Source organism: Stenotrophomonas sp. AR029, assembly GCF_047520695.2.
Classification (GTDB): Bacteria; Pseudomonadota; Gammaproteobacteria; order Xanthomonadales; family Xanthomonadaceae; genus Stenotrophomonas; species Stenotrophomonas sepilia.
This window is the reverse complement of record NZ_JAXBQQ020000006.1, coordinates 69,331-85,393: the sequence shown is the minus strand read 5'-3', so window position 1 is coordinate 85,393 and position 16,063 is coordinate 69,331. Positions and strand designations below refer to the sequence as shown.

Here is a 16,063-nt window from a genome sequence, read left to right as displayed (position 1 = left end):
GGCCCGTCCTGCTGGCAACCCGCAATGAAGAACACGATGACGACCCGGCTGGCGACCCTGCGCCGCCGGTGGCGGCCGCTGTGGCCGTGGCTGCGCTGGGGCATGGCCGCTGCGCTGGCGCTGCTGCTGGTGCTGGATTTCGCCTTCCCGCCGCCGCTGCCGAAGCAGCGTGATACCAGCACACTGGTGGTGGCTGCCGACGGCACGCCATTGCGCGCGTTTGCCGATGCCGAGGGCGTGTGGCGCTATCCGGCCTCGATCGACAGCGTCTCACCGCTGTACCTGCAGGCGTTGCTGACCTATGAAGACCGCTGGTTCTGGCGCCATCCGGGCATCAACCCGCTGGCGATCCTGCGGGCCAGCGGCCAGCTGCTGCGCGGCGGCCGCATCGTGTCCGGTGGCTCGACCCTGACCATGCAGGTCGCGCGCATTCTCGATCCGCACTCACGCACCCCGTGGGGCAAGCTGAAGCAGATGCTGCGTGCGGTGCAGCTTGAGGTGCACCTGAGCAAGCAGCAGATCCTGGCCCTGTACCTGGAGCGTGCACCCTACGGCGGCACCATCGAAGGCGTGGAAGCGGCCAGCTGGGCCTATCTGGGCAAGCCGGCGGCGCAGCTGTCGCATGCCGAGGCTGCGCTGCTGGCGGTGCTGCCACAGGCGCCCAGCCGGCTGCGCCCGGACCGCCATCCGGAAGCTGCGCAGAAGGCGCGCGACAAGGTGCTGTCACGCATGGCCGAGCTGGGCGCGTGGACACCGGAAGAAGTGGAGGATGCGCGCGTCGAGAACGTGGTGGCGCGTTCGCTACGCCCTCCCTTGCACGCCGCGCTGCTGGCGCAGCGCCTGCACTCGGCGCATCCGGGCCAGGCACGCATCCAGAGCAGCATCGACATCGGCCTGCAGCGCACGCTGGAAGAGCGCGTGGCCAGCTATTTCTCGACGCTGCCCGAGCGTACCTCGGCGGCCCTGCTGGTGGTCGACAACCGGACCCTGCAGGCACGCGCCTATGTCGGTACATTGTCCTTCGGTGACCGCCAGCGGCTGGGTCACGTGGACATGGTGCAGGCCTGGCGTTCGCCAGGCTCCACGCTCAAGCCGTTCCTGTACGCGATGGCGCTGGACGATGGCCTGATCCATTCGGAAAGCCTGCTGGTCGATGCACCGCAGAGTTTCGGCAGCTACCGCCCCGGCAACTTCGACATGGCCTTCAATGGGCCCATCGGTGCCTCCAGCGCATTGCGGCTGTCGCTCAACGTGCCGTCGGTGGATCTGCTGCAGCGGGTCGGCGCGGCGCGCTTCGCTGCCCGCCTGTCGCACGCCGGGATCCAGCTGCGCTTCCCGCCGGGCAGTTCGCCCAACCTGTCGCTGATCCTGGGCGGCACCGGCGCGCGCCTGGAAGACCTGGTCGGCGCGTTCGCCGCGTTCAACCGGAGCGGTATCGCCGGCCGCGTGCGTTACACCGACGACGAGCCGATGATCGAGCGGCGCCTGGCCTCGCCGGGCGCCAGCTGGATCGTGCGCGAGATGCTCGAATCAAACCCGCGCCCGGGGTACAGCGCCGGGACGTTCGATGTCGGTGGCCGCCCGCGCGTGGCGTGGAAGACCGGCACCAGTTACGGGTACCGCGATGCATGGGCGATCGGCAGTACCCGCCACTACACGGTGGGCGTGTGGGTGGGCCGGCCGGACGGTACTCCGTTGCCGGGCCAGTACGGCGCGGTCACCGCGCTGCCGCTGATGTTCGAAGTGGTGGACAGCCTGCCGCGCCAGCGTGGTGATTCGGCGGCCGCGCCGATGCCGGCCAGTGTCAGCCAGGAAGACATCTGCTGGCCCACTGGCGAACGTGCCGAGGGGCTGCCGGCGGCACTGTGCCAGCGCAGGATGCCAGCCTACCTGCTCGATGGCGCCGCACCGCCGACCTTCCCGGAGCGCGAGGCGCGGCGCTGGCAGCCGGGGCGGCAGCGTTACCTGGCCGATGCGCGGACCGGTCTGCGTGTCTCCGCTGATTGCCGTTTGCCGCATGAGGAAGTCGCGCGTGAGATCGCGCGCTGGCCGGCGCTGTTGTCGCCGTGGCTGCCCAAGGCCACGCGCGACGCCTCGCAGCTGCCGGCGCTGTCGCCGGACTGCCGTGATGATGGCCGGGAGGCCAGCGTCGCGCTGCACATCGATGGCCTCAATGATGGCGCCGCACTGGCGCGTGCGCCCAACGCCGAACATGGCGTACGCCTGCAGCTGCGCGCGCTGGGCAGCGAGCAGGCGGTGGACTGGTTGCTGGATGGACGCTGGATCGCGCAGACCCGCGGCGCACAGTTGATGCAGCGCGAGTTCGCCGATCCCGGGGCGCATACCCTGACCGCCTTGGCCGCGGACGGCGCGTGGACGCAGGTGCGGTTCACTGTCCTCCGGTAGGTGCCGGGCCATGCGCGGCGGGATGGCATTGCTCCGCTTTGGTGGGTGCCAACCTTGGTTGGCACGCGAACGGCAAAGCGCCCACCAAGGTGGGCATCTACCAGAGCATCCGCAGCGCAATCATTCCCCGATCCACCCATCCAGCAGATCGGCGAACTCGTCGGCGTGTTCCTCTTCCTGCGCCAGGATCTCTTCGAGGATGCGCTTGGTGGTGGTATCGCGGTCGCCGATGAAGTTGATCATCTCGCGGTAGCTGTCGATGGCGATGCGTTCGGCCACCAGGTTCTCGCGGACCATGTCGCGCAGGTCGCTGCCTTCCTTGTATTCGGCATGCGAGCGCGCGGTCAGCGTATCCGGGTTGAAGTCGGGCTCGCCGCCGAGCTGCACGATGCGCTCGGCCAGCTTGCCGGCATGCGCCTGTTCCTGCTGTGCATGTTCAAGGAATTCGGCTTTCACCGCGTCGGCCAGCATGCCCTTGGCCATGAAGTAGTGCCGGTAGTAGCGCAACACGCACACGTACTCGGTGGCCAGTGCGTCGTTGAGCAGCTTGATCACCACCTTGCGGTCGGCGCTGTAGCTGTCGGTGATCGCACCATCCTCGATGTTGCGCCGGGCGCGCTCGCGCAGGGCCGTGCGCTCGCTGATGCCGGGAATCTGCGCGGTGGGCTTGGGGGCTTTGGCTGGCTTGCTGGACATGGCTGGCCGTTTCCTCTTGCGGTGGGAGATCAGGTGGGCAGGTGCTCCAGCACGTAGTCGGCCGAAGACACTTCGAATTGACCGGGCTGTTCAACCCAGGCGGCGCGGACCACGCCGTCGACCACGAACAGGGCGAAACGGCGCGAGCGGATGCCCATGCCCGAGGCACTGGCGTCGAGCTCCAGGCCGAGCGCACGGGTCAGTTCGGCATTGCCGTCGGACAGCATCAGCAGGCCGTCGGGCACGTGCTGATCGGCGGCCCAGGCCTTCATCACGAACGGGTCGTTGACGGCCATGCAGTAGACATCGATGCCGCGCTGGCGGAAGGCCTCGAATTTCTCGACGTAGCCGGGCAGGTGGCGGGCCGAGCACGTCGGCGTGAACGCGCCGGGCACAGCGAACAGCACCACCTTGCGCGCGTCGAACAGCGAATGCGTATCGAGCGTTTCAATGCCCTCGCGGATGCGCTTGAGGGTGACTTCCGGAATGCGGTCGCCGACATGGATGGTCATGGGGAACTCCTTGCTGGGGCAGCGTAGTGGGCCGGATGGGACAGGGACGTCAAGACATTGGAAAACCGGCGTGCAGGGCCCATCTTCAGGCTTTGCGGAGCGGGCTTCCAGCCATAGCCTGGGGCAGGGCGATGGCAACCGCATTGCGCAGGATCAGTCGGCCTCACCGGGGCCGCACGAGCGACGGCGTAGCATCGCCGGCGCGTAGAATGAACCCGGGGCGGCGCCACCGGCGCGGCCGAAGCAGATCGAGGTAGCTGGATGGAATTCAAGGATTACTACGCCACCCTGGGGGTGGAACCGAGCGCGGGCGAGGCGGAGATCAAGACCGCCTACCGCCGGCTGGCACGCAAGTACCACCCGGACGTCAGCAAGGAGGCCGGGGCCGAAGACAAGTTCAAGGCGGTCAACGAGGCCTACGAGGCGCTGCGCGACCCGGAAAAGCGTGCAGCCTACGACCAGCTGCGCGCGCAGGGCTATCGCCCGGGCGAGGAGTTCAACGTGCCGCCGAACTACGGCGGCGCCGGTGGTTTCAACTTCGAGGAAGTGTTCGGGGGTGGTGGCGCCAACGGCGGCTTCAGCGACTTCTTCGAAAGCCTGTTCGCGCGCCAGCGCGGCGGTGCCGGCCCTGGCCCGGGATTCAGCAGCCAGGGCCATGCGCCCAACCGCGACACCCGCGCCAAGCTGTCGGTACCGCTGGAAGCGGCCTACAGCGGCGACAGCCTGCGCATCACCGTCAACGGCAAGCAGCTGGACGTGCGCGTGCCCAAGGGCATCCGTCCGGGCCAGGTGATCCGCCTGGCGGGGCAGGGCAACCATGGCGGCAACCTGCTGCTGGAAGTGGAGTACGCCGCACACCCGCAGTTCGAGGTCGATGGCCGCAACATCCTCTACACCCTGCCGGTCACGCCGTGGCAGGCCGCGCTGGGCACCAGCATCAGCGTGCCGACCCTGGGCGGCGCGGTGGAACTGAAGATCCCGGCCGACTCCGATGCCGGGCGCAAGCTGCGCCTGCGCGGGCGTGGCCTGCCGGGCAATCCGGATGGCGACCAGATCGTCGAGATCGAGATCGTGGCCCCGGCCGCGACCGACGAGGCGCAGAAGAAGGCCTACCGGAACCTGGCCAAGGCGTTTGGCGAGACGATCTGAGCACGCCTTCCGGTAGTGCCGGCCGCTGGCCGGCAATCACACATCATTGCCGGCCAGCGGCCGGCACTACCGCGCGCGTCTCAGCCCTGCCCGGCGAACACGCGCTCCAGCACTTCGGACAGCTCGTCTTCCGAGAACGGCTTGGTGATGTAGGCCTTGGCGCCTTGGCGCATGCCCCACATGCGGTCGGTATCCTGGTCCTTGGTGGTCACCAGGATCACGGGAATATGCCGGGTTGCCTCGTCGCGGGCGAGGGTGCGGGTGGCCTGGAAGCCGTTGAGATTGGGCATCACCACGTCCATCAGGACCAGGTCGGGCAGCTCGGCCTTGGCGGTTTCGACCCCGGCGGCGCCATCGGTGGCGGTCAGGATCTGGTGCCCGAGCTTCTCGACGATGCGCTGTATCCCCAACAGCTGCGACGGTGAGTCGTCGACGATCAGAATGCGTGCCATGTTGTTCCCCATGTAATGCCCGCAGTGTAGTGCGGGCTCATTACCGGCGGGAGGGGCGCATCTGCCGTCCGTCGCCTGCCTGCTACGTTCAGTCGATCCGCACCACGGTGCGGCCCAGCGAGCCGCCCGCCAGCATCCGCTCGAACACGGCCGGCAGGCCATCAAGGCCAACCTCGGCGGTACAGATGCGGTCCAGGTGCTGCGGTTTCCATTCGTTGCCCAGCCGCGCCCAGACATCCTCGCGCAGCCCGCGTGGCGCATTGGCCGAGGACACGCCCAGCAGCGACACGCCACGCAGGATGAACGGCATCACGGTCATGTCCAGCGCCGGGCTGGCCGCCAGGCCGGCACTGACCACGCTGCCGTAGGGCGCGGTCTGCGCCAGCAGGCTGGCGAGCATGGCGCCGCCGGCATTGTCCAGGCCCCCACCGAAACGCGCCGATTGCAGTGGGCCGGTGTCGGCCAGGGCCTCACGCGGCAGCACCTCGGTGGCGCCGATGGCGTGCAGGAAACCGGTCTGGTCGGGTTTGCCGCTGATCGCATGCACCGTGTAGCCGGCGCGGCTGAAGATCGACAGTGCCAGCGCGCCGACGCCGCCACTGGCGCCGGTGACCGCCAGCGGTCCAAGTTCCGGGCTCTGCCGGTTGTCCTGCATGCGCAGCAGCGCCAACGCCGCGGTGAAGCCGGCGGTGCCCAGCACCATCGCCTCGCGGGGGCTCAGCCCGGCCGGCTGGGCGATCACCGCACGCGATTCCAGCCGCACATACTGGCTGTAGCCGCCGTCGCGGGTCTCGCTGAGGCCGCAGCCGGTGGCCAGCACCGCGTCGCCTTCACGCCATTCCGGATCGGTGCTGGCGACCACGGTGCCGGCTACGTCGATGCCCCCCACCAGCGGGAAGCGGCGCAGGATCTTTCCCTTGCCGGTGCCGGCCAGGGCGTCCTTGTAGTTGACCGAGGACCAGTTGGCGCGGATCAGAACCTGGCCGGGGCTGAGGTCTTCGACCTTGAGCTGGGCCAGGCCGCTGCGGTAACCGGCGTCGTCGTTTTCGATGCGGAAGGCGGTGAACGGGGTGGTGGGGGCCATCGGCATTGCCTGACTTCGAGGAAAACGCCACCTTACCCCGTTGCCCCCCTTTCGATCCTGCCGATCCGCCCCATCTTGTATGATCGGTAATGGTTTCACGGCTGGCGCCGCGGGAAGGGCCCGCGCCGCAGCCCACATCTTGATGGAGCGTGCATGGCCTGGAATACACCCGGCGGCAACAAGGGCGGACAAGGCCCCGAGGACAATCGACGCGGGCCGTTCGGGTCACGCGGCGGTGGCAATGGTGGTGGCTGGGGCGGTTTGCCCGGGCCACTGAAGGACCTGTTCGACGGCGGCATCGTGCGTTGGGTGGTGGCGGCCGTGGTGCTGCTGGTGCTGTTCTCCAGCTTCCAGTTGATCGGCGAACAGCAGCGTGGCGTGGTCCTGCGCTTTGGCCAGTTCTCGCGCATCCTGCAGCCCGGTCCGAACTTCAAGCTGCCGTGGCCGATCGAATCGGTCACCAAGGTCAACGCCACCGAGATCAAGACGTTCTCGATCCAGGTGCCGGTGCTGACCCGCGACGAGAACATCGTCAACGTCTCGCTGAACGTCCAGTACCGCATCGACGACCCGCAGCAGTACCTGTTCGGCACCGTCGATGCCAACCAGGTGCTGGAGCAGTCGGCGCAGAGCGCGGTGCGCGAGGAAGTCGGCCGTGCCGACCTCAACGCCGTGCTGAACAACCGTGGCCCGCTGGCCGTGGCCGCCGAGGAGCGCCTGCAGGCACTGCTGAAGGCGTTCAAGACCGGCCTGACCGTGACCGGCCTGACCCTGCAGGACGCCCGTCCGCCGGAAGAAGTGAAGCCGGCCTTTGACGAGGTCAACGGTGCCCAGCAGGTCAAGGAACGCCTGATCAACGAGGCCCAGGCCTACGCTGCCAAGGTCGTGCCGGAAGCCCGGGGCCAGGCCTCGCGCGCCCGTACCACCGCCGAAGGCTACAAGCAGGCCGTGGTGTCCAAGGCCGAGGGTGACGCGCAGCGCTTCAGCCTGTTGCAGGCCCAGTACAAGGACGCCCCGGAAGTGACCCGCAAGCGCCTGTGGCTGGAGACCGTGCAGCAGGTGCTGAGCGAGAACCGCAAGGTGATCGGCGGCGATGGCCGCCAGCTGATCTACGTGCCGATGACCGGCGATACCCGTCCCACCACCTCGGCCCCGGCCGCAGTGGCGAACCCGGACGTGGTGATGCCGTCGCTGCCGGGTGCAGCGGTGGAAGCTTCCCGTGATCCGGGCCGGCCGGTGGGCCGCCCGACCGGGCGACCGAGCGGCCGTGAGGAGGGCAGCCGATGAAGAGTCCTATCTGGATCGCCGTGATCGTGGCGGTGGTGCTGGGCCTGCTCGGCTCGGTGTACGTGGTCCGTGAGGACCAGACCGCCATGGTGCTGAACCTGGGCAAGGTGGTGCGTTCGGACATCAAGCCGGGCCTGCATTTCAAGGTGCCGGTGGTGGAAACGGTGAAGGTCTTCGACCGCCGCTTCCAGGTGCTCGACACCGCGCCGGCGCGCTACTTCACCGCCGAGCAGAAGGACGTCAGCGTCGACTTCTTCGCCATCGGCTACATCTCCAACGTAGGTGACTACTTCCGTGCCACCGGCGGCGATCCGCGCATCGCCAATGCCCGCCTGGCACCGATCATCACCGACTCGCTGCGCAACCAGATCAACTCGCGCACCCTGCAGCAGCTGGTGTCCGGCGACCGCAGCGAGCTGATCGCCGAGCAGCTGAAGGGGATCAACGAGGCGGTGGCCGGCCTCGGCATGCAGATGATCGACCTGCGCATCAAGCAGGTGGACCTGCCGACTGACAGCCAGGTGATCAACGACGTGTACGAGCGCATGCGCGCCCAGCGCAAGCAGGAAGCGGCCAAGCTGCGTGCGGAGGGCGAGGAGCAGTCGCTGACCATCCGTGCCCAGGCCGACCGCGACAGCACCGTGCTGATCGCCGAGGCCGAGCGTGATGCACAGCGCCTGCGCGGTGAAGGCGATGCCGAGGCGGCCCGCATCTACGGCAAGGCTGGCTCGGCTGATCCGTCGTTCTATGCGTTCTACCGCAGCCTGGAGGCCTACCGTGGCTCCATGACCGACGGCAATGGCGTGATCGTGCTCGACAAGAACGACCCGTTCCTGCAGTACCTGAAGAACGACCGCTGAGGTCGCAGGGCACTACCCCACGGGGCCCGGCCAGACGCCGGGCCCCGTGCTTTTTCCGGAGTCCCCCATGAAAGATCTGTTCGCCGCCGTCTGCCTGGTCGCGGTGCTGGAAGGCCTGTTCCTGTTCGTGGCGCCGTTCGCCTGGAAGCGCACGGCCGAGCGCCTGCTGGACCTGCCCAGCCCGGCCCTGCGCAGCTTCGGCGGGCTGGTGCTGCTGGCCGGCCTGGGCCTGCTGTGGTGGGTGAGGCATTAGCAGGGGTCAGATCCCTTTCCGCAGGAAAGGGATCTGACCCCATTTCGGTCCCCTGACCGGCCGGTGAAGCCGTCCGTCGGAAAGGTGGCAGCGGACCCCGGAAACCCGGATAATGCACAAAAGCCGGACGGGCCTCCCCGTTCGGCTTTTTCCGTGTCTGGGCCTTCCATCGCCGGCCGCTCCCCGTCTGGAGCCGCCCTCCAGGTGCTGGCCAGCCCCGCCACGGTTTACCCGTCCGCGGCCCCGATGGCCGCAACAAATCGAGGAGCCCGTCATGGGTCAGTCTGTCGTAGTGTTGGGTGCCCAGTGGGGCGATGAAGGCAAGGGCAAGATCGTCGATCTGCTCACTGAGGAAATCGGCGCCGTCGTGCGCTTCCAGGGTGGCCACAATGCCGGCCACACCCTGGTCATCAACGGCAAGAAGACCGTCCTGCACCTGATCCCGTCGGGCATCCTGCGTGACGACGCGCTGTGCCTGATCGGCAACGGCGTGGTGATCTCGCCGGCCGCGCTGCAGAAGGAAATCGCCGAGCTGGAAGCCTCCGGCGTGGAAGTACGTTCGCGCCTGAAGATCTCCCCGGCCGCGCCGCTGATCATGCCGTACCACATCGCCCTGGACCAGGCGCGCGAACGCGCTGCCGGTGGCAAGGCGATCGGCACCACTGGCCGTGGCATCGGCCCGGCCTACGAAGACAAGGTGGCGCGTCGCGGCATCCGCATCGCCGACCTGCATTACCCGAAGCAGCTGGAAGAACTGCTGCGCACCGCGCTGGATTACCACAACTTCGTGCTGACCAAGTATCTGAACACCGATGCGGTCGACTTCCAGAAGACCTTCGACGAGGCGCTGGCCTTCGGCGAATACGTGCAGCCGATGAAGTCCGACGTGGCCGGCATCCTGCACGACCTGCGCAAGCAGGGTAAGCGCGTGCTGTTCGAAGGCGCGCAGGGCGCGCTGCTGGACATCGACCACGGCACCTACCCGTACGTCACCAGCTCCAACACCACCGTCGGTGGCGCGCTGGCCGGTTCCGGCGTTGGCGCCGATTCGATCGACTACGTGCTGGGCATCGCCAAGGCCTACGCCACCCGCGTCGGCGGTGGCCCGTTCCCGACCGAACTGGACGACGAAGTCGGCCAGGGCATTCGTGACCGCGGCGCTGAGTACGGTGCCTCGACCGGCCGCCCGCGTCGCTGCGGCTGGATGGACATCGTCGCACTGAAGCGCGCCGTGGCCATCAACGGCATCAGCGGCCTGTGCATCACCAAGCTGGACGTGCTCGATGGCATGGAAAAGCTGAAGGTCTGCATCGCCTACGAATACAACGGCAAGCGCACCGAATATGCTCCGCTGGATGCGCAGGGCTGGGAAGAGTGCACCCCGGTGTACCTGGAGTTCCCGGGCTGGAGCGAGAACACCCACGGCATCACCCAGTGGGACGAGCTGCCGCCGGCGGCACGCGCCTACCTGCGTTCGCTGGAAGAACTGGCCGGCTGCCCGATCAGCATCGTTTCGACCGGCCCGGACCGCGACCACACCATGGTCCTGCAGGATCCGTTTGCCTGAGTGAGAGACCGGTAGCGCTGGGCCCTGCCTGGTGTTGCTGAAGGAAAAGCCCCGCGCAAGCGGGGCTTTTTCGTTTTCGGTACTGTGGCGGCACAGCCGGCAGGGCAGCGCAGCGATGACGGAGACTTCGGTATGAAGGGCGAGACGGTCGCACGGGTGACTCTGTGGCTGCTGTGGAGCCTGTGGACGCTGGCCTGCATCGTGCTGGTGCTGGGCGCGCTCGCCAATTACCTGGCTTCGCGCACGCAGACCCTGCCGCTGGTGCTGCAGCCGGGCGCGACCGCCGAGATCACGGTGTACCGCTTCATCGACGACCCGCTGCGACTGCGTCTGCGTTATGCGGATGACGGCGCCGATCCGGCGGTCGATCCCGAGCTGCGCCTGCGCGCGGAAACCCCAACCGATCGCACCGAGTTCCGCGCGGAGAGCCGCTCGGCGGTGACCGATCCGGAGATCCATCGCGCACTGGAATCGGTCGAGCGAGACCGGGTCGCCGCCTCGTACTTCGGCTACGGCCGCAGTGACGCACTGCCGCGAGGCCGTTCCTCGCTGCGGCTGACCGTGCTGGAGGTCGATCCGGCGTTGGCCGGCCGTGCGGCCTCGGTGGACCTGCTGCCGCCGATGGACGTGCTGAAGCTGACCGACCTCGACTACCTCTGGCTGTGGCCGTTCTTCTTCTGGAAGATGGCGGCGCTGTTCCTGCTGATTCCAGGGGCCGCGTTGGCTGTCTTTACTGTGGCGTTGTGGCGCTGGCAGCGCTGGGCATCATCGCTGCCGACTTCAGCAGTGGATAGGGATTGATCGACTCTCCCTTCCACCACTGCTTCTCTGGCCCCAGCACATGCACCTCGAAATGCAGGTGCGGGGCATGGGCGCTGGCGTTGCCCGTGCTGCCGACGTAGCCGATCACCTCGCCGCGCCTGATCACCTGCTTTTCGGCCAGGCCATCGGCATAGCGCTGCAGATGCGCGTAGTAGTAGCACCAGCGTCCACCGGGCTCGAACTGGTAGATCGTCAGTCCACCGCGCTCGCTGTCGAACAGTTTTTCCACCGTGCCATCCGCCACCGCCAGTACCGGCGTTCCTGCATCGGCCATGATGTCGATGGCATCGTGTACGCGGCCCTCGCTGCGTGCATCGGTGAAGGTATCGCGCAGCTGCGAGGGCAGGATGCCCTGCACCGGCAGCAGCAGGCCGGACGGGGCATCCGGAGCCTGCGCGGCCGGCGGCGCAGTGGAGGCGGGTGGGGCTGTTGCACCTGGCGCTACCGGTTCCGTCACCGGCGCGGCGGCCACCGTCGATGGCGCTTCCGGCAGCGCGTCGGCCACAGGCTCATCCATATCGCGGTGCAGCCACCAACCTGCACCCAATCCCAGCAGAACACCGAGCACAATCAGTTGCGGAAGACGCATCGACTCACTCCTGCATCACGACAGGCACCGAGGTGTCTACTGCGTCGGCCACGCGCAGTGCATCCCAGTTGGTCATGCGTACGCAGCCATGCGACTCGGTCTTGCCCACGTGGCCGGGTTCAGGCGTGCCATGCAGGCCGTAATGCGGCTTGGACAGATCGATCCAGACCCGGCCGACCGGATTGTTCGGGCCGGGCGGCAGCGTGGCCTTCTTTTCCCCCTTGCGGGCATCCCAGAACAGCTTGGGGTTGTAGTGGAACGGCGGGTCGCGGTACACGCCCAGGATCTTCCATTCGCCGATCGGCAATGGGTCGTGCTGGCTGCCGGATGACACCGGCACCTGCGCGATCAGCTTGCCCTGTGCGTCCAGTAGCTGCAGCGTGGAGTCGGATTTGTCGACCACGATCCTGGCGGCCTTCGGCAATGCGGCCGGGGCGATGTTGGGGACCTGGATGCGGCTGCCAGCCCTGGTCAGATCCACGCCGGGATTGAGCATCTTCATCAGCTCTGGGGACGCGTGGAAGCGCTCGCCCAGGGCTTCTTCCACACTACCGTAGCCCAAAGATTTCAGCTTGGCCTGGGCGGCGGGTCCTTTCGGTATCGGCTGGAACGGGCCGACGACATCCTCAGCAGTCAGCGTGTAGCTGGCCAGCGGCGTGATCGTATCGGCCTGCAGAGCCTTCCAGGTGGCGTCGTCCAGCTCACCCGTTACGGTCAGGCCGTGTGCCGTCTGGAAGCCTGACACCGCCCGCCGCTGGTTGCTGCCTACCTCACCATCAATCTGGCCCGGAGAGAAGTTCGCACGATCCAGCAGCACCTGGGCATGCAGTGCGGAGCGCACTGCGGTGTCCGGGCCAGCCTTCTCGGCAATGGGGGCGGGCAGGTTGGGCGGCGGCGCCTGCGCGAAGGCCGGCGACGCCAGCAGCGAGATTGCGAGCAGGGTGGATCGAGACACAGATGAGCGCATTGGGATCTCCAGCAGGTACGCCGCCACCTTGCCCGCAGGCGGCGCCGAGCCGCCGTGAAAGGGATCTGATGCCCGCATGAGCAGGCATGTCATTGCGGCCGGTTGCCAGCGGCAGGTGTCGCTGGGACGGGGGCTCACCAAGGTGAACGGTGGCCGACGCCGTCGATGGGCGGCGATCAAGATTGCCTGCCGTGCCGCCGATAAGGCCACATCCCCCCGTTTTGGATACCCCCATGAACTACTTGAGGAACGTCAGGGTTGCCTGGCGTCTTGGGCTGGGCTTTGGCCTGTTGCTGCTGCTGGTTGCCGCCGTAGTGGCCACCGGCGCCACCGCCAGCGTCGTGCAGAAGCGCGCGATGCAGCAGGTGGTCGACGTCAGCGTGGCCAAGGTGCGCCTGTTGTCGCAGATGCTCGACGCCAACAACCAGATGATGGTGGTGCGGCGCGAGATGCTGATCCGCCAGGGCGAAGACCGCGGCAGCGATGAGAAGCGCATTGCCGATCTGGTCAAGCGCTATGAGGCCAGCTGGACCGCCTACCAGGCATTGCCAGGCGATGCGGAGGGCAAGGCCATCGCGGAAACCATCGCGGCCAAGCGTGCCATCGCGCGCCCACTCAACAAGCAGACCAGCGAACTGATGGAGCAGGGCGACTACCCGGGCGCCGTGGCGCTGACCCTGGGGCCGGTGCAGGAAGCCGCCAACGGCTGGAACAAGGCGCTGTCCGATGGCGTGGACTTCGAGGAGAAGGAAAGCCGTGAGGCTGCCGCCGAGGCGATTCGCCTGGGCGAGCGCAGCCTGCTGCAGCTGCTGGTGCTGGGCGGCGTCGCGCTGCTGGTGGGTATCGGTGCCTCGGTGATGATCGGCCGCAGCCTGACCGGTCCGCTGGCGCGCGCGGTGAACCTGGCCGAGCGCCTGTCCAAGGGACAGCTGGACCAGGAGTTCCGCCTCGGTGGCCGCGACGAGCTGACCCAGCTGGGCGAGGCGATGGCCAGCGTGCGCCAGAGTGTGCAGGCGGCGATCGGCGCGCAGTTGCAGATGGCCGAGCAGCACGAGGCCGGCGCAATCCGCTATCGCATGGACGCCAGCGCGTTCCCCGGTGATTTCGGCCGCATGGTGCAGGCCACCAACAGCCTGGTCGAATCGCACGTGCAGGTGGAACTGCTGATGGCCGAGGTGATGCAGCGTTACGCCATGGGTGACCTCAGCCGCGACCTGCCGGACTACCCGGGTGAGAAGGGCACGCTGACCCGCACCCTGGCGGCGGTGAAGCAGAGCCTGATGGCGATCAACGCGCAGATCGATGAACTGGCCCGCGCCGCACGCGCCGGCGATTTCAGCATGCGTGGCGATGCCGCTGCGTTCCAGTACCAGTTCAAGACGATGGTCGAGCACCTCAACGGCATGATGGCCAGTTCGCAGGCCAGCATCGCCGATGTTTCCGACGTGCTGCGCGCGATCTCGCATGGCGACCTGACCGCACGCATGGAGGGCGAGTACGACGGCGTGTTTGCGCGCATGCGCGACGATGCCAACACCACCACCGCACAGCTGACCGGCATTGTCCGCGGCATCCAGGTGGCTGCCGACAGCATCAACAACGCGGCCCAGGAACTGGCCGCCGGCAACAACGACCTGTCGCGCCGCACCGAGCAGCAGGCCGCGAATCTGGAAGAAGCGGCCGCGTCGATGGAGGAGCTGACCTCCACCGTACGCCAGAACGCCGAACTGGCCCGTCAGGCCGACAGCGAAGCGCATGCCGCCGGTGCCGCCGTGCGCGAGACCGAGCAGGCGATGGCACAGATGGCATCGGTGATGGGCGAAATCGATCAGTCCTCGGCGCGCATCTCGGAAATCTCCACGGTGATCGACGGCATCGCGTTCCAGACCAACATCCTGGCGCTGAATGCCGCAGTGGAAGCTGCGCGTGCAGGCGAGCAGGGCCGTGGCTTTGCCGTGGTCGCCAGCGAAGTGCGCACACTCGCGCAGCGTGCCGGTGTCGCCGCCAAGGAGATCAAGGAACTGATCGAGGACGCAGCTTCCAAGGTGAAGAGTGGCCTGGCGGTGACCGTTGAATCGGAAGCCGCGATCGCACGCGTGGCGCAGGCCAGTTCGCGCACCACCCAGCTGATGAGCGACATCGCAGCGGCCAGCAAGGAGCAGGCCGCCGGCATCGAGCAGGTCAACCAGGTGGTGGTGCAGATGGACCAGGTGACCCAGCAGAACGCCGCGCTTGTGGAAGAAGCCACTGCCGCGAGCCGCGCGCTGGAAGAACAGGCGCATGCACTGACCACGTCAGTGGCGGTATTCCAGCTGGAGCAGGGGCCGCGCATGCCGGTCATGCCGGCGCGGGCGGCGTAAGCGACCTGTAACTGGATACTGGAAGGCGCCCTGCCTGCGATGTCCCGCATGCAGGGCGTCGATGCACCCACCGGAACGATGCCGCGGGCTAGCGCCCGCGCGCTGAGCGTTCGATCAGCCAGCCGGCTGCGTACAGCAACAGCAGTGTTGGCGGAACCAGCACTGCATATGCGGTCGACCAGGGTTTGCCACGCAGCAGGCCGCCTGCGCCGATGGCATCGAGTGCGGCGGACTGCAGGGTGATGGGGAGCGCCATCAGGATATAGGTACCCTTCGGGTCCCCTTCCGACTGCGCGCCGTGAACCAGCCATGCGGTCAACAGCAGGTAGACCACGCAAAGCGCAAGACCGGTCCAGCTCAGGAGTCGCCGCATCTTCATCCGCATGCCCCGGTTCAACGGACGTCGAAGCGGGCCTGCAGCGGCAGGCTCACCTTCCGCAGCAGATCCCGGACCACCACCTGCGCAGTCCACGTGCCTTTGGGATCACCGGCCTCGGCGACGAACTTCAGGTGCAGGTTGGTCATGTACAGCAGGTTTGGCGGGCCTGTCAGGGCGGCGGTGAAACAGGGAACATCGCGTTCGTCGATACTGGTACTGCCGTCCGGGCGCAGCATGCGCAGATCGCAGTGCACCTTGGGTACGCGGTTCTCGTCCAGTTGCGGGTTGGAGAGGAATGTCAGCAGGAACAACTCACCGCCCAGGTGGACTTCGTTGGCCTCGTTGAAGCCGGGAGTGGTCTCCGGCGGGGTCTCCCACTTGGCCCGCCAGTCGGCATCGGAAGTGACCAGCAGCGATGCCGCGAAGCCGCCGCTGGATTTCATGGCATCGGTCTCCGTCAACGCCTTGCCATCCCCATTTATCCAACCATCGCTGGCGGAGCTGTTCAGTGGCAGCATCATGGCCATCATGGCCAGCGCGCAGGTCCATCGCATCAACGGCTCTCCCGGGTAGCCGCGTCCCGCGGCAGAGCGGGTAGTATTGCCCAACATTGGCCGGCAAAGCAGCAGGACAGCCGGAGCAGGGGTTCCGTTGCCTGCCGATGTGGGTGATGCTTGCCA

Annotated in this window: 16 protein-coding genes; 8 read left to right on the top strand and 8 right to left on the bottom strand. The window is 67.4% G+C overall.

Annotation, left to right across the window (positions count from 1 at the left end; genetic code table 11):
* The first annotated feature begins 24 nt into the window (after positions 1 to 24).
* Positions 25 to 2,406: a penicillin-binding protein 1C gene (pbpC, locus tag ACM0PB_RS16920; RefSeq protein WP_414604690.1), complete on the top strand. Its 2,382-nt coding sequence runs from the start codon at positions 25 to 27 to the stop codon at positions 2,404 to 2,406.
* 120 nt (positions 2,407 to 2,526) lie between these two features.
* Here the strand turns inward: pbpC and ACM0PB_RS16915 are convergent, their stop codons facing one another.
* A complete protein-coding gene (locus ACM0PB_RS16915) occupies positions 2,527 to 3,102 on the bottom strand; it encodes a ferritin-like domain-containing protein (RefSeq protein ID WP_005418343.1) in 576 nt (191 codons plus the stop codon).
* A 29-nt stretch (positions 3,103 to 3,131) separates the two neighbouring features.
* Positions 3,132 to 3,614, bottom strand: coding sequence for a peroxiredoxin (locus ACM0PB_RS16910; protein ID WP_005418341.1), 483 nt, complete (start codon positions 3,612 to 3,614; stop codon positions 3,132 to 3,134).
* A gap of 261 nt (positions 3,615 to 3,875) precedes the next feature.
* Here ACM0PB_RS16910 and ACM0PB_RS16905 point away from each other — a divergent pair, with 261 nt between their 5' ends.
* Positions 3,876 to 4,763, top strand: coding sequence for a DnaJ C-terminal domain-containing protein (locus ACM0PB_RS16905; RefSeq protein ID WP_005418339.1), 888 nt, complete (start codon positions 3,876 to 3,878; stop codon positions 4,761 to 4,763).
* Between the two features lie 80 nt (positions 4,764 to 4,843).
* On the opposite strand, the gene pilH is transcribed toward ACM0PB_RS16905, so the two are convergent.
* The gene (gene pilH / locus ACM0PB_RS16900) at positions 4,844 to 5,215 is read right to left on the bottom strand and encodes a twitching motility response regulator PilH (RefSeq protein ID WP_005410644.1); all 372 of its coding nucleotides are present in this window, start codon (positions 5,213 to 5,215) and stop codon (positions 4,844 to 4,846) included.
* 88 nt (positions 5,216 to 5,303) lie between these two features.
* Positions 5,304 to 6,299: a YhdH/YhfP family quinone oxidoreductase gene (locus ACM0PB_RS16895; RefSeq protein WP_053498913.1), complete on the bottom strand. Its 996-nt coding sequence runs from the start codon at positions 6,297 to 6,299 to the stop codon at positions 5,304 to 5,306.
* 153 nt (positions 6,300 to 6,452) lie between these two features.
* Here ACM0PB_RS16895 and hflK point away from each other — a divergent pair, with 153 nt between their 5' ends.
* The 5 genes from hflK to ACM0PB_RS16870 all read left to right on the top strand — a co-directional run bounded on the left by hflK (position 6,453) and on the right by ACM0PB_RS16870 (position 11,067).
* Positions 6,453 to 7,586, top strand: coding sequence for an FtsH protease activity modulator HflK (gene hflK / locus ACM0PB_RS16890; RefSeq protein ID WP_005418335.1), 1,134 nt, complete (start codon positions 6,453 to 6,455; stop codon positions 7,584 to 7,586).
* Positions 7,583 to 8,446, top strand: coding sequence for a protease modulator HflC (gene hflC, locus ACM0PB_RS16885; protein ID WP_005414169.1), 864 nt, complete (start codon positions 7,583 to 7,585; stop codon positions 8,444 to 8,446). The genes hflK and hflC overlap by 4 nt, the downstream gene beginning before the upstream one ends.
* A gap of 67 nt (positions 8,447 to 8,513) precedes the next feature.
* Positions 8,514 to 8,699, top strand: a complete 186-nt coding sequence (locus tag ACM0PB_RS16880) for a DUF2065 domain-containing protein (protein WP_164229813.1) — start codon at positions 8,514 to 8,516, stop codon at positions 8,697 to 8,699.
* Between the two features lie 274 nt (positions 8,700 to 8,973).
* Positions 8,974 to 10,266 (top strand): adenylosuccinate synthase, encoded by a 1,293-nt coding sequence (locus ACM0PB_RS16875; protein WP_005418326.1) that lies wholly within the window; start codon positions 8,974 to 8,976, stop codon positions 10,264 to 10,266.
* 132 nt (positions 10,267 to 10,398) lie between these two features.
* Positions 10,399 to 11,067 carry a hypothetical protein gene (locus ACM0PB_RS16870; RefSeq protein WP_065196931.1) on the top strand — a complete coding sequence of 223 codons (669 nt, stop codon included), beginning with the start codon at positions 10,399 to 10,401 and terminating at the stop codon, positions 11,065 to 11,067.
* Here ACM0PB_RS16870 and ACM0PB_RS16865 read toward each other — a convergent pair.
* On the bottom strand, positions 10,997 to 11,677 hold the full coding sequence (locus ACM0PB_RS16865; protein WP_065196930.1) for a M23 family metallopeptidase: 681 nt from the start codon (positions 11,675 to 11,677) through the stop codon (positions 10,997 to 10,999). The genes ACM0PB_RS16870 and ACM0PB_RS16865 overlap by 71 nt on opposite strands.
* Positions 11,678 to 11,681: 4 nt before the next feature.
* Positions 11,682 to 12,644, bottom strand: a complete 963-nt coding sequence (locus ACM0PB_RS16860) for a L,D-transpeptidase family protein (protein ID WP_414604880.1) — start codon at positions 12,642 to 12,644, stop codon at positions 11,682 to 11,684.
* A 233-nt stretch (positions 12,645 to 12,877) separates the two neighbouring features.
* Between ACM0PB_RS16860 and ACM0PB_RS16855 the strand changes: the two genes are divergently transcribed.
* On the top strand, positions 12,878 to 15,004 hold the full coding sequence (locus tag ACM0PB_RS16855) for a methyl-accepting chemotaxis protein (RefSeq protein WP_095378358.1): 2,127 nt from the start codon (positions 12,878 to 12,880) through the stop codon (positions 15,002 to 15,004).
* Positions 15,005 to 15,092: 88 nt separating this feature from the next.
* On the opposite strand, the gene ACM0PB_RS16850 is transcribed toward ACM0PB_RS16855, so the two are convergent.
* Both ACM0PB_RS16850 and ACM0PB_RS16845 read right to left on the bottom strand, forming a co-directional pair.
* Entirely contained in the window at positions 15,093 to 15,383 is a 291-nt protein-coding gene (locus ACM0PB_RS16850; RefSeq protein WP_032954416.1) for a hypothetical protein, read from the bottom strand.
* Between the two features lie 14 nt (positions 15,384 to 15,397).
* Complete coding sequence (locus tag ACM0PB_RS16845; RefSeq protein WP_231111973.1) at positions 15,398 to 15,910, bottom strand: hypothetical protein; 513 nt, start codon at positions 15,908 to 15,910, stop codon at positions 15,398 to 15,400.
* Between the last annotated feature and the right edge of the window lie 153 nt (positions 15,911 to 16,063).